Source organism: Legionellales bacterium, assembly GCA_026125385.1.
Classification (GTDB): Bacteria; Pseudomonadota; Gammaproteobacteria; order JAHCLG01; family JAHCLG01; genus JAHCLG01.
The window spans coordinates 1-13,898 of the sequence record JAHCLG010000019.1 but is presented as its reverse complement, the minus strand read 5'-3'; the positions used below and the strand labels follow the sequence as shown (position 1 = coordinate 13,898).

At 42.1% G+C, this 13,898-nt stretch carries 15 protein-coding genes; 11 read left to right on the top strand and 4 right to left on the bottom strand.

Annotated features, from left to right (window positions below):
• Nucleotides 1–24: 24 nt before the first annotated feature.
• A complete protein-coding gene (gene hemC / locus KIT27_08155; protein ID MCW5589617.1) occupies nucleotides 25–933 on the bottom strand; it encodes a hydroxymethylbilane synthase in 909 nt (302 codons plus the stop codon).
• 17 nt (nucleotides 934–950) lie between these two features.
• Entirely contained in the window at nucleotides 951–1,424 is a 474-nt protein-coding gene (gene dotD, locus KIT27_08150; GenBank protein ID MCW5589616.1) for a type IVB secretion system lipoprotein DotD, read from the bottom strand.
• 115 nt (nucleotides 1,425–1,539) lie between these two features.
• Here dotD and icmT point away from each other — a divergent pair, with 115 nt between their 5' ends.
• The 4 genes from icmT (at nucleotide 1,540) to icmQ (ending at nucleotide 3,427) form a co-directional block, all read left to right on the top strand.
• Entirely contained in the window at nucleotides 1,540–1,800 is a 261-nt protein-coding gene (gene icmT / locus KIT27_08145) for an IcmT/TraK family protein (GenBank protein MCW5589615.1), read from the top strand.
• Nucleotides 1,797–2,141, top strand: a complete 345-nt coding sequence (locus KIT27_08140; GenBank protein ID MCW5589614.1) for a type IV secretion protein IcmS — start codon at nucleotides 1,797–1,799, stop codon at nucleotides 2,139–2,141. The genes icmT and KIT27_08140 overlap by 4 nt, the downstream gene beginning before the upstream one ends.
• A gap of 279 nt (nucleotides 2,142–2,420) precedes the next feature.
• The gene (locus tag KIT27_08135; GenBank protein ID MCW5589613.1) at nucleotides 2,421–2,627 is read left to right on the top strand and encodes a hypothetical protein; all 207 of its coding nucleotides are present in this window, start codon (nucleotides 2,421–2,423) and stop codon (nucleotides 2,625–2,627) included.
• A 17-nt stretch (nucleotides 2,628–2,644) separates the two neighbouring features.
• A complete protein-coding gene (gene icmQ, locus KIT27_08130; protein MCW5589612.1) occupies nucleotides 2,645–3,427 on the top strand; it encodes a Dot/Icm secretion system protein IcmQ in 783 nt (260 codons plus the stop codon).
• Nucleotides 3,428–3,468: 41 nt separating this feature from the next.
• On the opposite strand, the gene KIT27_08125 is transcribed toward icmQ, so the two are convergent.
• On the bottom strand, nucleotides 3,469–4,083 hold the full coding sequence (locus KIT27_08125) for an SH3 domain-containing protein (protein ID MCW5589611.1): 615 nt from the start codon (nucleotides 4,081–4,083) through the stop codon (nucleotides 3,469–3,471).
• 387 nt (nucleotides 4,084–4,470) lie between these two features.
• On the opposite strand from KIT27_08125, the gene icmP reads away from it, so the two are divergent.
• Nucleotides 4,471–5,610: a type IVB secretion system coupling complex protein DotM/IcmP gene (icmP, locus tag KIT27_08120; GenBank protein ID MCW5589610.1), complete on the top strand. Its 1,140-nt coding sequence runs from the start codon at nucleotides 4,471–4,473 to the stop codon at nucleotides 5,608–5,610.
• A 5-nt stretch (nucleotides 5,611–5,615) separates the two neighbouring features.
• Nucleotides 5,616–8,231 carry a TraM recognition domain-containing protein gene (locus KIT27_08115; GenBank protein ID MCW5589609.1) on the top strand — a complete coding sequence of 872 codons (2,616 nt, stop codon included), beginning with the start codon at nucleotides 5,616–5,618 and terminating at the stop codon, nucleotides 8,229–8,231.
• 15 nt (nucleotides 8,232–8,246) lie between these two features.
• On the opposite strand, the gene KIT27_08110 is transcribed toward KIT27_08115, so the two are convergent.
• On the bottom strand, nucleotides 8,247–9,587 hold the full coding sequence (locus KIT27_08110) for a cytochrome P450 (protein ID MCW5589608.1): 1,341 nt from the start codon (nucleotides 9,585–9,587) through the stop codon (nucleotides 8,247–8,249).
• A gap of 148 nt (nucleotides 9,588–9,735) precedes the next feature.
• Here KIT27_08110 and KIT27_08105 point away from each other — a divergent pair, with 148 nt between their 5' ends.
• The 5 genes from KIT27_08105 to KIT27_08085 all read left to right on the top strand — a co-directional run.
• Nucleotides 9,736–10,446, top strand: a complete 711-nt coding sequence (locus KIT27_08105; GenBank protein ID MCW5589607.1) for an OmpA family protein — start codon at nucleotides 9,736–9,738, stop codon at nucleotides 10,444–10,446.
• A gap of 16 nt (nucleotides 10,447–10,462) precedes the next feature.
• The gene (locus KIT27_08100) at nucleotides 10,463–11,119 is read left to right on the top strand and encodes a DotI/IcmL/TraM family protein (GenBank protein ID MCW5589606.1); all 657 of its coding nucleotides are present in this window, start codon (nucleotides 10,463–10,465) and stop codon (nucleotides 11,117–11,119) included.
• A 135-nt stretch (nucleotides 11,120–11,254) separates the two neighbouring features.
• Nucleotides 11,255–11,899 (top strand): type IVB secretion system apparatus protein IcmL/DotI, encoded by a 645-nt coding sequence (locus tag KIT27_08095; GenBank protein ID MCW5589605.1) that lies wholly within the window; start codon nucleotides 11,255–11,257, stop codon nucleotides 11,897–11,899.
• A 15-nt stretch (nucleotides 11,900–11,914) separates the two neighbouring features.
• A complete protein-coding gene (locus tag KIT27_08090; protein ID MCW5589604.1) occupies nucleotides 11,915–12,997 on the top strand; it encodes a DotH/IcmK family type IV secretion protein in 1,083 nt (360 codons plus the stop codon).
• A gap of 1 nt (nucleotide 12,998) precedes the next feature.
• Nucleotides 12,999–13,898: hypothetical protein (locus tag KIT27_08085; protein MCW5589603.1), on the top strand; the 900-nt coding region annotated here is incomplete at its 3' end.

Here is a 13,898-nt window from a genome sequence, read left to right as displayed (position 1 = left end):
AAGATGTTACTTTAAAGTCAATAGCTATTCCTGCAATAAACGAGCAGCGCCTTTTTGCAATAACGCTTGAGCCACGGCGATGCCGAGGGCTTCGGGGTGATGACTATTTCCCGTTTGCTGCACTTCGATGCGTTGGGTGCCATTGGCATTCCACACCACCCCCATCAGCTGCAATGATCCTTCAATCATTTGAGCGAAACTTCCGACGGGAGACGTGCAAGACGCTTGTAACGTCCGATTCAGTGCTCGTTCAGCACAAATTCGGGTAAAAGTTTCGGGATCATGAATTTTGTCGACAATGGCTAACAGGTCTTGGCGTGCGCTTAAACATTCAATGGCAATAACACCTTGTCCCACCGATGGTGTAAAAGTGTTAATAGGCAACACTTCTTGAACATGTGACTCTAAACCCAGGCGTGTCAAACCGGCTTCCGCAAGGATTAAAGCGGTAAATTCGCCGGCGTGCAGTTTGTTAAGACGCGTATCCACATTACCGCGGATCATCTTTACCGTTAAATCGGGTCGTTGATGTAATAGCGCGGCTTTGCGGCGCACGCTACAGGTGCCCACACTTGCGCCTGCGGGAAGTGCCGCAAGGCTGGAATAATGTGGACTCACTAACACATCATGCGGAGAATGCCGTGCTAACACCGCACAGAGAGTGAATTGTGGATTTAATTCTGGGGGCACATCTTTTAATGAATGCATGGCGATATCGGCGCGGTTGGCGAGTAATTCTTCTTCTAAGGTTTTAACAAATAAACCCTTACCACCTAATTCGGCTAATGACTGATCAAGAATTTGATCGCCTGCCGATTGAACTTCGCGCATTTCGAAAGTTAAAGAGGGATGTGCTTGTTGCAGTTTTTGTATAATTAATTGAGTTTGAACAATCGCCAGTTTGCTTTTGCGCGTGGCAATGCGAATTTTCATACATGAATCCTAAATGTCTAGGCCGGCGTATAGCGTAGCTGAATAATCCGACGGCTTGGGAACACCGCAATATCCGCACGACTACCCGCTTGATAACCGGCATCGCTGAGAATATCACCCAGTGGTGTATTTTCAGCGGCAATGGTGACCACAATCGGAATCGCGGGTTCAGTGCCTAAAATTTGCAAACGATAATTGGTGGCGCGCGCAATTCTCGCGACTAAGGGGCCAATCGGCCCTGACCAATCGATGGAAGTTAAATCGCCCATTCCATAACTGCTGGGATTTGGTGGAGGTTTTAAACGAGCTTGAGGATTGGCGGCTTGCTCGATAGCGGCCAAATCGACTAATGAATGACTCACATTACTGGCCGCTTCGGCAAGTTTAATCGCTGCCGGATCTGTTCCTTGTTGCGGGGGTGGTGGTACGCTTGCGCAACCTGCAATGTTCAGCACGAATGCCATGCAAAGGCACAATTTGCCAATGGTCATATTACCCTTACCTAAGCGTTAGTTAATAAAGCAAAATCCATTGAAACAGGAATGGTAAGCTTTTGTCAAGTTAGGTAAACTAATAACAATAATTCACTTTATCAAGGAACCCACCATGGCAGGCGGTTTTAAAGCAGATACCCATTGGCGCGATTCCGCGCGCAGTGCGCGATTTTGGGTCTTCGATGCGAATGCGTGCTTTCCTATTTTATTTGCATTGCTTCATATTGCTGTCTGGACGATTTGCTTGGCTATTGTTGCGACATTCTTTTTTACTATGCTCAATCGGCGCGGTTATACGGTAACCGTATTTTTCCGCGTGTTACGCACTTATATCGCCGGTCCACGCAAACAATCACGGCCTTGGTGGATTTGAACATGGATATGTCGGCAAAATTAGTCAAACTCGCCAAAGTGTTGAATGCTAAATTCACCTTAAACGATAGACCGATTTCCCATCGTGAAGTATTTGCCGATACCGGCTTATTGCCAGCCATCGCCCGCCGCGCCGATCAACTCTGTTCGCTGTGTTTGGGCTATGGGATTGGAATTAGTTTTGAAGAGGCTGATAAATCGGTTTTGGGTGTGCGCGTGATTTTCGATGAAGTTACTCCCAATGTCTTACGTTATTTGTGTATTGCGGATGTATTGTATGAATTGATGAAGTCGGCTGCTTCGATGGATGTTACTCCATTAGACGAATTAATGTATGATTAAACTTAATTAATTGAAAAATGAATAATTATCCAAGCAAATCGACGAAAATCATCTATACTAAGAAATAAGAAAAAGTGCGAGACATTTTGGTAAAGTTAGTATAGAATACAAGTAATGACAATGTGTTTGAGTTTAGTGCAAGGTAACGATTTCATTCTCACTCAAACAGTCGATATGGGCGTTCACGAAAGGACCTGTGAGCAAGTTAAATTGCCAAGGAACTCGCATTACTATATAAATGTGCGGCAATAAAACATTGGTAATTTGGGTTCAGAGGTTATGTCAATATCTAACTTACAAGAAAAATTAGCAGCAATTGCTCGAGATGAAGCGCCTCGTGTTTTGTCACAAATGAGCACTATTGCGGGTCTTCGTGATCTAGGCAATGATTCGAGTAGAAGTCATATGTTAGAACACTCGATGCCAAATTCTTCACATGCTGCTGGTCCCTATTCAACACCTTCTCTTTCTAATTCTAGCGAATAAAAATCACGGAGGCTATCGTGACCATCAGTCAAGCTAGCATTATCAACGGGCAACGCAAGTTAGACGCCGAACATCATCGTGGTCAAAAGATGCGAGAATATACTCCAGAAGAAATGAGACAACGAAAAATCTGCGTGGTATGTGCCCGTGATTATTATGTTGCGATCGAAATCGCCGTAGAACAATTGAATTTCGCCGATCGCATGCGAGCCAAACCCGAAGAAATCGAACAAGAAAAAATCCGTATTTATCGCAATTTACTAAAAGTCGTTGAAAAATGTTTTCGCAGTGCTGATTGGTCGATAAGCTTATTTTTTCAAGGCATTGGCAATCGTATTCGCGCCATGCGCGATGAAATTCGCCAAACCTTAAACGAAGCCACCGAATTTTTAAATCCCAATCTAGACAATGCGTCTTCTCAACTACGCGCTGGAATGAAAATTGTTTATGTGTCTTTGTATCAAGCCGATGGTAATAATTTTAATAAATGGCAAGCCTTGCTCACCAATATTACGCGCTTAAGCATAGGCCGTCCGGTGTATGAAAGCGAACGCGATATTCAAGCCGTGATCCGCGCAAAAGCAGAACCCCGTCGCGATGCGTATGTGGCACTGTACGTGCGTGAAGAAGATATTATCCCTCCCTTAGGCGGAATTCATCCGCGCGATCGCTCGGGCAACCAGCTCTTAACCATTCGCGAAGGTGCGATTAAGCCCGAAAATATCCACGAATTTATTCATAACAATGGCGTCACCGTCACTCATTATAAGTTTGAAAAAAATAAACTATGTCCCAAATAAAATAACCGCGATTAAAAATCGCGGTTATTTTATTTGGCAGCCTATTGTTTATCCGCTGCTTTTTTAGTTTCTGGCGTGATCGTCACATGATTATTCGGTGGCACGACAACAATTTGCACGGGTTGTGGATTGAAAACATGAGGAAACGCCTGGGTAAAAAACGGATCATTAAACGTGGCAAAACTTTCATTCATCAGTTGTTGCATGTGCGCTTGAAATTGCGTTTGTTGTTCTTGGATATGTTTAAATAAATCGGCCGCCTCTTTTTGTGAGATTTTTTTCTGATCATTCGATTGTTCGACTTTATACGTGGTATGACCATTTTTATCTGTTACGGCGGTAATAATGGTTTGACTAAAATGAGGAATGATGAGCTTTTGTTGAGTTACTTGTTGTTGGGTAGAGGCGTTCAGATCGCTTGCTTTAATCCAACCGGTGTCACCATTCTCAGGATTACCTACTTTTACCCAACCATTCTTCTGAAAAATTTCAACTAAGGTCTGGGTAGGTTTGATTTGGCTTACCACAGCCGATTTGGCATCGGGGTTGGTGTGTAAGCTTAACGTTTTTGCCGCGGGAGCGTTTGCCAAAGCCAGTGAGGATGCGGCAATTAAACAAGTAGAAGTGAGTGTTAGCGAAAATAATTTTTTCATCATAAATTACCTCTTCAATAGATGGTTCAACTAAATTTAAAAAATGAGTTGAATAAAAATGTCAAACAATACAGACGGATGAATTTTCTTGGGTATAGCTACATCAAGAAAATTTGGGTTATTTATAGCATGATTGACTGAAAAAATCATCCCTTCGTGCAGTATAAGTCACTGCTATTTACAGCAAGATGAAATATTTTTATACCTCAGCAATTTTATGGTTATAATGCTAGATTGAGGTAATTAGATAGACAAAACGCACTTGAAAATGAGCAGTGTGGTATTTTATCCTTAACGAAGGCTAAGCGCATCGATCATCGATAAGATAACCGATTGCTTGTGTAATTAAGAACAGGCATAACCCATTAATCTTAGAGAGTCAAATACACTATGACGGGTCAATCCCAAGGGCAACAAGCAGATAATTCACTCGCACCATTATGGATTATGATCTTGGTTTTTATTGTATTGGGATTGATTTGGTATTTCTTCTCAGCCCAAATCATTAAAACCATTTTTGATTATAAAGCTTGGCAAATTGATCTGATTGGCAAAGTCATTGGTGGCGTACAAAACTCCCCAACCCTGCTTAGGCTGCAAAAATTTATTCACGAAGTGAATCCCGCTAACGTAAGTTTTAGTACATTATTAGCGGTGTGTGAAGTGGTGGGCGATTATCTGCGTTATCCTTTTGCTGCGCTGATTTTAGGTTTGGGTATTGTGTTAATTTTGCGTTCAGATTCATTTCGTTTTCGTTCTCGGTATAACATGAAAACTTTGTTTCGCGCCGAATTAAAAATTTGGCCGCAAATCACGCCCATCGCCAATTTAAATTTAGTCAAACAAGATATCGACGAAGGTCCTTGGGCTATGTCCTTGCAACCCATGGCATTTGCTAAAAAACATCAGTTACTCAAAGAAGAACGCAAATCGATTACTGATGGGATGTTACTGCGCGATCAACGTCCTACCGTCAGCGTGATTAAAGGTGCGGCTTTTCGAGTGTTTGCCTTGCAATTAGGTAAACCTTGGCAAGGTCTAAAACCGTTACCCGAACATATCAAAGCGTTATTTGCAGCATTTGCGGCAAAAGGCAATGGAGATGATAAAGTCGCTCGAAAATTATTATTAACCATCGCCGAATCTACAGCCCGTGGCGGAAAATTAAATTATCAGGGTACTGAACATCTTCTCGCTAAATATGCTGATACCAAACCCGTCAAAAAAATTTTAGAACAACATGGATATGTGTTTACCGTGATGATGAGTATGCTCGAATTTGCTCGACAAGATGGGGTGTTTGCTTCTGCCGATTTTCTTTGGCTTAAGCCCATCGATCGCACCTTGTGGTATGCGTTAAACATGGTGGGTCGTCAAACACCGTTGCCAGAAGTCGCCGGAATTTTTTCCCACTGGGTAAATGAAAAAGAAATTGGCCATGCCTTAAAAACTCCGATGGTTGAAGAAGCGGTAAATGCATTAGAGTTGGCAATCAAAGAAGTCATTTATATTCCAGACGAGGAAAAATAACAGCCATGTCATTGCGCGGCATTAAAACCAAAGATGAATTAAATCCACGCGAACTCATGCGAGATACGCGCACACTCGGGCGCAAATTTAAAGATTTTTTTTACGATCCGCTAGGTGTTGGCGTGCTCTTAACATGCTGTGCTGCCGCCATATTTGTCTATCCTGCCGCTATTGATATTGTGGTGGTATTTGGTCTTTTTTCTTTTTGTTTTACCGTCACGCGCAAATATTCACTGCCTTTTCGCATGCCTCAACACGCCAATACCCTTGACTACAACGATTTAAATCCAGGCAATGGTAAACCGCTAAAATCCCGCGGCATATTATTTTTAGGCAATGAAAAAGATACGGGGCTAGAGCTGTGGTTTAGCAATGATGATATGCGCACTCACATGTTAATTTTTGGTTCTACCGGAAGTGGTAAAACCGAAGCGCTAATTTCTCTAGCCTATAACGCGTTAGTGCAAGGCAGTGGTTTTATTTACGTCGATGGTAAAGGCGATAATACGCTTTACTCTAAAATTTTCGCCATGACGCGTGCCATGGGGCGCGAAGATGATTTACTGTTAGTTAATTTCATGACCGGTGCGCGCGATATTGTGGGTCCCCAAGAAAAACGTTTATCTAATACCATGAACCCGTTTGCGATGGGTTCTTCCAGTATGTTATCGCAATTAGTCGTTAGTTTAATGGATCAATCTTCGCAATCGCCGGATGGCGATATGTGGAAAGGTCGCGCGATTTCGTTTGTGGAAGCATTAATGAAAGTCTTAGTTGTTATGCGCGATCAAGGTGCCATACTGCTCGATGCCAATGCGGTGCGAAATTATTTTAGTTTAGAACGCCTTGAGCAAATCGTCATGGATAAATCGTTTCCGCGCGATGGTGGCTTGGAACCTGTAAGCTTAGAACATTTGCCGAGTGTGGTATTAGAACCTATCACCAACTATTTAATCAATTTACCCGGATACGATAAAAATAAAAAAGGTAAACAAGGCCCGCAAGTACTAGAACAGCATGGATTTATTACCATGCAATTAACGCGGGTATTTACTTCGCTTGCCGATACTTACGGTCACATTATCAGAACCAATTTAGCCGAAGTCGACATGAAAGACGTCGTGTTAAATCGACGTATTTTAGTCGTGTTACTACCCGCAATGGAAAAATCACCCGATGAATTATCGAATTTGGGTAAAGTGATTATTGCAACATTAAAAGCGATGATGGCAGCAGGCTTAGGCGATGAAGTGGAGGGTGATTATCACAGTATTGTGCAACGTAAGCCGACGAATTCGCCCACGTCATTTTTATGTATTTTAGATGAGTACGGTTATTATGCTGTGCCAGGTTTTGCCGTGGTACCAGCACAGGCGCGTTCGTTGGGATTTTCCACAATATTTGCCGGACAAGATTTACCTGCTTTCCAAAAAGCCTCAAAAGAAGAAGCGGCATCCATTGGTGCAAACACCAATATAAAAATTGCGATGAAATTAGAAGATCCCATTGAAACCTGGGAGTTTTTCTCGAAAACGGCGGGCGAAGCTTATGTGACCAAAGTCGATGCTTTTCAAACTAAGCAAGATAGTATTACCAACACCTACATGGATACGCGCAGTTCTTCGTTTGAAAAACGTGCAAGAATTGATTTATTGGATTTAAAAGATCAAGGCTTGGGTGAAGGTCATGTATTTTTCAAATCCAAAATTGTGCGCGCCAATTTATTTTATGCCAATCCTCCCACTACCAAACGCATGCGATTAAATCAATTTTTAAAAGTGGAAAAACCCGATAAGAAAAAGTTAGTTGATTTTGAACGCCGGTTAATTCGTTTTGAAGAAGCCTATAAAAATTTAGACACATTTGTTTCTACGCAAATGGAAAATGTAGAAATTAATTTAGTCGCTAAAAAATTAAATGAAAATCCCGATGTCGCGCCAATTGAGCGTGGTGTGAATGCGTTAATTGCGTTTCATAATAATACGATTGCTGAAGAGCATCCTGAAGAAGCAGAAGATATTGCTGATGAACAATTAAATATTTTCACCCAAATGCGTTTAGGACACCGCAAAAAATCGGATATTTTAACCAATGAATATGATATTTTCTCCGAACCCATCATTAATAAAATACCCACGCGAGAACAAATTGAATTTATTGAGCGCTTAACCGGTAAAGCGGCTAAACATGCGACTAATATTGCGGAAGAAGTAATCAAAGATATGCAAACTGCCACGTATTATCCACCTCCTATTCCCAATATGCCGACGGCCAGTGAGCTTGCTGAAATTGTGAATGACGTGTGTAACCACATTATCGAACAGCGCAACATTGTTAGCAGTGGCGGAAGTGGCGGCGGACAATCCAGTTCGCAATTCAAGCCATTGGATTTACCGGACTTGCCCGATTTACCGGATTTTCCTGATTTCCTTAATGAATCGAGCGAGAAAAAATCCGATACATTAACTAAATTTGACGAAATGGATTTAAACGATCTCAGTATTGATGATTTACCAGAACCTAATTTCGATGATTTATTATTAGATGATGATTTATTTAAAATGCCTAACGATAATACCGCTGAAGAAAATAAAAAACGTGAGGAAGATGAGGATAAATAAGGCTGATAAGCACGCTTAATGATGTCGATAATGCGCGCGCATGATTAATTCTCGCGGTTTATACGTCACTAAACTTTCAGCAACGATGGGGTGATCGAGCAAATGTTCAAATTCAAAGTGCTGAGCGATCGTGGCTAAAATTAATTGGATTTGTGCAATCGAAAATTGACTGGCAATACAAATTCTAGGCCCTGCTCCAAACGGTAAATAAATATGTTTAGAAAATTTTGGCTTAGCATCCGGTAAGAAACGTTCAGGGATAAATTGTCGGGGGTTTTCCCAGTATTGAGAATGTTTTTGAATGAGAAAAGGGCACATTAATACATTTGAATTTGCCGGTAAATAATAACCATCAATCTCATCGGCTTGAATTGATTTTCTTGAAATAAGCCAAATCGGCGGATACATTCTCAAAGATTCTTGAATGACTGCTTTCAAATAGACAAGATTGGGTAAGTCTGTAATAGTAGGTAACTGTCCATTTAATACATTTTTTAATTCTGCTTGCAGTTGAATTCGTACTCGTGGATATTGTGACAACAATAACCATGTCCAGATTAAATGAGTTCCAATACTTTCGTGGCCTGTTACTAATAAGGTTAATACTTCATCAAAAATATGTTGTTCGCTGATAGGGGAAACTTGATCCGGCTGTTTAGCATTTAACGCGAGATGTAATAAATCAGTAGCAGGTGAATTTGGCTGAGAACGTCGTGTGGTAATAATCTCACGAATAGTGCGTTGAACATGACATAAAGCGATTCGAAAACGAATATTGCGATAAGTGGGAAGCCACCAAGGAATAAAGGGGGCTGTGTTTACGATGTGTCGATTTAATATCATAATATTACGTACAATAAAATCTGCTTGTTGATTTAAGTCCACGTGATACAAAACTTTTCCCGCGATGACTAACGCCAGTGTTAACATTTCTGGCACCATATCGAAAGATTTATTTTTTTTAGCAAGGTCTTGCCATTTTTCCATATGCGCACGGGTTTCTTGCACCACTAGTTCAGCATGATGATTAATTTGCTGAGAATGAAAGTAAGGTTGTAATTGATGACGTTGCGATTTCCAAGACTCACCTTCATTAGTCAATAAACCTTGCCCAAAAAAATAACGCAGACGTTGGTAATGCGTTTCTTCTTTTGTATAATTATTTTGATTATCTAATAAAACATGACGAATACCAGATTCCGTGTTAACAATATAATTTTGATCAAAAAAACTGGAAAATTGCACAATATCGCCAAATCGCTGGGTGACTTTTTCAATAAAATCGGCCTTGTTTTGATACGTCATGCGCATTAGATTGAATAAATTAACAGTAGGAAATGGTTTAGCGGTTGGCATGGATAATTAATCTTAATTAGAAAGTCATACTATTGTAATAACTATAACATACTCTATAAATAAATTTGAAATTTTATTTGTTATCAAACTGATGCTAATATGAAAGCTTATTTTGTGTCTGCAACCGAAGTCGCAAGGATAAGCAAAAATGCTCTACGATATAGACTTATCACCTTTCAAATGGCGCTATTTAAAAATCGTCGTGATTATATGCTTGTCGTTTAGCATCACGGCATGTTTAAACGAGCACACCTATTTTCGTCAACCCACGTATTTATCAAAAACCCAACGTTTGGCATTAGTGGGAGCCGCAAGTGGCGCAGCAGTTGGCGCTTATACTGGAGGAGGTTTTGGTGCGGGCATCGGCGTGATTGCTGGGGGAATTATTGGCACCACGGTCGGGCATTTTTTACAACGCCATCAAACCACACTGGAAAAATTAATGTCGAATGGAGTGCAGGTGATTGCCGTTGGCGACAATGTTGTTTTAATCTTGCCTGCGAATAAATTCTTTTATGAAAACTCACCCAATCGCCGACGTGAAATGGATCCTCTGTTAAATGATATTGCTGCGTTATTGCGGGGCTATCGCAAAGTTGAAGTAAAAGTCGCTGCGTTTACCGCACCTTCGCCTTCCGCGCAGCGCGCACTGGCGTTAACCACGCAACAAGCACAAGCCATAGTCGATTATTTATGGGCGCAAGGTACGGATACGCGAATGATGTATGCAGTAGGTTATGGCGATGCTCATCCCATTGCCAGCAATCAAACTGCCTATGGTCGGGCAAAAAATCGTCGTATCGAAATCAGTTTGCGTTTACTCCCATCGTGTTGCCAACTGGCAATGCCAGCCAGTTAATGGCTAAGGAAGTCACATGGCTAAAACCAATCCTTCTACCCAAACGACAAAACAAGAAAAAATCGGTAATTTATATCGCTATTACCAACAGCGTTTATTTTTACGGGGATTGATTGGGGGTTTATTAACAGTATTAATTTTAGCATTAATTCTTTTATATCACGTGACCCATCAGTCTTTAGCGCCGAGTTACGCTTTAATGTACGATCAAACTTCGCGTAAAACGCAATCCGTCGAATTAACGGAATTATTAAAACCCAATCAATCCAATCCAACCGTGCTAAAATGGGCTATCGATAAAGTCATCCGCGCCTACAGTTTAAATTTTGCTAATTACCAATCTCAATTAGATGATATAAAAACCTCGTTTACCGATCGCGGATGGACTTCGTTTTTAGATCAACTTACCAATGCCGGTGTATTAGGTCAAATTGAAGATAAAAAATTGGTTTTATCCGCGGTGGTGAGCGGGGTGCCAATTTTAGATATGCGGGAATATACCGATGGGCAATATACTTGGCATGTGCAAATGCCAATTTTAGTTACGATTACAAGTGCCAGTGAAACTCGCGTTGCCAGCTATCTTGTTTCACTGCTCATTATCCAAGTGTCCACCTTAGAGAATCCGAAAGGAATTGAAATTTCGCGTTTCATATCAACCTCTAACACTTAAAACTAAATTTTGCAGATGAGCATTTAATCGTGCTTTGTATGTTGAACACAGTCTGATATAGTAGGAAAAGGTATTCGCTAAGATCTTGTAGAGTAACGATTTCTATTTTATACGTAACGAGAGGGCATTGGGGCAATGTCAGATGATGCAGTCGAAATTGTAAGACTTCGTAATCATTTTTATCGCGATAATTATCGTCGGCTGGCGTTGGCGTTATTAATTACCTTACTTATTGTGATTATCCTAGTGGGTACACTGTTTTATGTGTTAACCCATCCGCCAAAACCCGTTTATTTTGCCACAACGGCAGATGGTCGTTTAGTAAAACTCCAACCTTTAACCGATCCGGTCTTGAGCGATTCTGCCATCGCACAATGGGCAACCAAAGTTGCAATGCAAGCGTATTCGTATAACTATGTTGATTATCGCGATGCGTTAACGCGCTTATCCGATAATTTTACGCCTTATGGTTGGAAACAATTTGTTGCAGGATTACAAGCCTCTAACAATTTAAAAGCGATTATTGATCGTCACTTTATTATGAGTGCGGTGGCTACGGGGAGTCCGCAAATTTTGCAACAAGGACTTTTGGGCGATCATTACGGATGGCAAGTATCGTTGCCTATGCTCGTATTATTACACAGCGGCTCAGGACAACAAATCCAACAAGCCTACGATGTAACCTTATTAGTCGTGCGCGAATCACGGTTGAATTACCCCGATGGAGTCGCTGTCGCGCAATTTGTTGCAAGTCAACGCGAAGGAATGCCATCAGCATAAAGGATGACTCACTGAATGATGAAAGCGATGAATAACATTACTATTTTCCAAGCAATCCAGTCATTGCTACTCAGCGTTTTATTTTTCACGCCATTCAGTGCAATGGCGCAACCGAGTTGGATTTCAGGTAATCAATCGCCACCACCCACCGTGGCTCAAACGGTTAGCCCATATTTTAGCCAGCGTTTGCAACAACGAGAAGCCGCATTATCCTCGGGCGATACGACTTCTGCCGATAATATGACCAATATCGAAAACCAATTAGCTCAACAACAAAATAACGCTTCTACCGCGCAAAAACCTCCAGTCGCGAAAATTGATCCGAAAGAATTGCACAATACGGCATTTTCTAATTTAGTATCGCAATCGTTGCCAATGTCTCCGCGAGAAATTGTTACATTGCATAATTTATTTAATGCAACGCAACGTGCGGCTTCTACCATTCCTGGCGTACCGCCGAGACCGGTTTCGCGAATGATGGACGTGAGTTTATCTCCCGGTTCCACGCCTCCCGTCATCCGCTTATACGCGGGATTTATTTCAACCTTAGTATTTTTAGATGCTACTGGCGCCCCTTGGCCTATTCAAGCCTACGATTTAGGCAATCCGCGTGCCTTTAATATTAGTTGGAACAAGAAAAACAATATGATGATGATCCAGGCATTAACGGTATCCACTGTCGCTAATCTCATGGTGAAATTACAAGGAAACGCTACACCCGTCATGCTAACTTTAGTGCCCGATCAGCAAGCGATCGATTATCGAGTCGATTTACGTATACCCGGATTTGGCCCCGATGCGAAACCAGCCACTAATGGCGATGGTTTACCTGCGGCTGGAGATTCTTTGTTACTGAATTTAATTAGTGGCGTGGCTCCTGTTGGCAGTAAAGAACTCGAAGTCACTGGCGCCGATGCGCAAGCGTGGTTAATTCAGAAAAAATTATATTTACGGACACAACTCAATGTGATTTCACCGGGCTGGATCACTACAGTCAATTCTGGCGATGGGACGCATGTTTATGAATTGCAACGCACCCCGACAGTACTGTTGAGTGATCACGGTAAATTAATTTCCATTCATTTATCAGGATTTTGAGATGGGTAATCGATTAGACAATATTAAAGGACTATTTAAAAATACCCGCACCCGCGTGGTGATTATTTTTACCTTTTTGGTGTTGGCCGTAACAACTGTTATTGGTTTCATCGTGCTAAACCGCGGTTTAACTCAGCCTGGGGGTAGTTCAAGCATCACGACGTTGCCAGGTAATATTCGCTCGATCCCGGGTGGCACGAATGCTTCCGAAGAATATACCAAACTGCAAACACTGCAAAATCAGCAAGCTGCCGAAAAGGCACTAAAAACAGGCCATAGTTCCATTCCAACCATTTTACAATCCACTTATTTACCTCCATCAGTATTAGGATTAAACGAAGGAACAAACACTGGTGATAAAAATTCCTCATCTGGTTTAAATACCAGCGGTTTGAGCGGAAATAATGGCTTAGCCTTAAATGGGAATGGTAGAAACCAAGGGATGGGTAGTGGATTAGACGCAAATCTCCAAGATGCAGCTGATGCTGGCAATGGATTAGGTACGAATGGTCAAGGCGCTGGCGGTGCTGGGAACGGTTTAGGTGCCAATGGTCAAGGTGCTGGCGGGGCGTTTAACGGCTTAGGTGCCAATGGCCAAGGTGCCGGTGGTGCGGGTAATGGTTTAGGTGCAAACGGTCAAGGTGCAGGTGGTGCGGGTAATGGTTTAGGTGCAAACGGTCAAGGTGATGGGGCAGGGATTGGCATAGGCAATAATGGTCAAGGCGCTGGTGGCGCGGGTAACGGTTTAGGTGCCAATGGTCAAGGCGCCGGTGGTGCGGGTAACGGTTTAGGTGCCAATGGTCAAGGCGCCGGTGGTGCTGGCAATGGATTAGGTGCGAACGGTCAAGGTGCCGGTGGCGCGGGTAACGGTTTAGGTGCCAATGGTCAAGGTGCCGGTGGC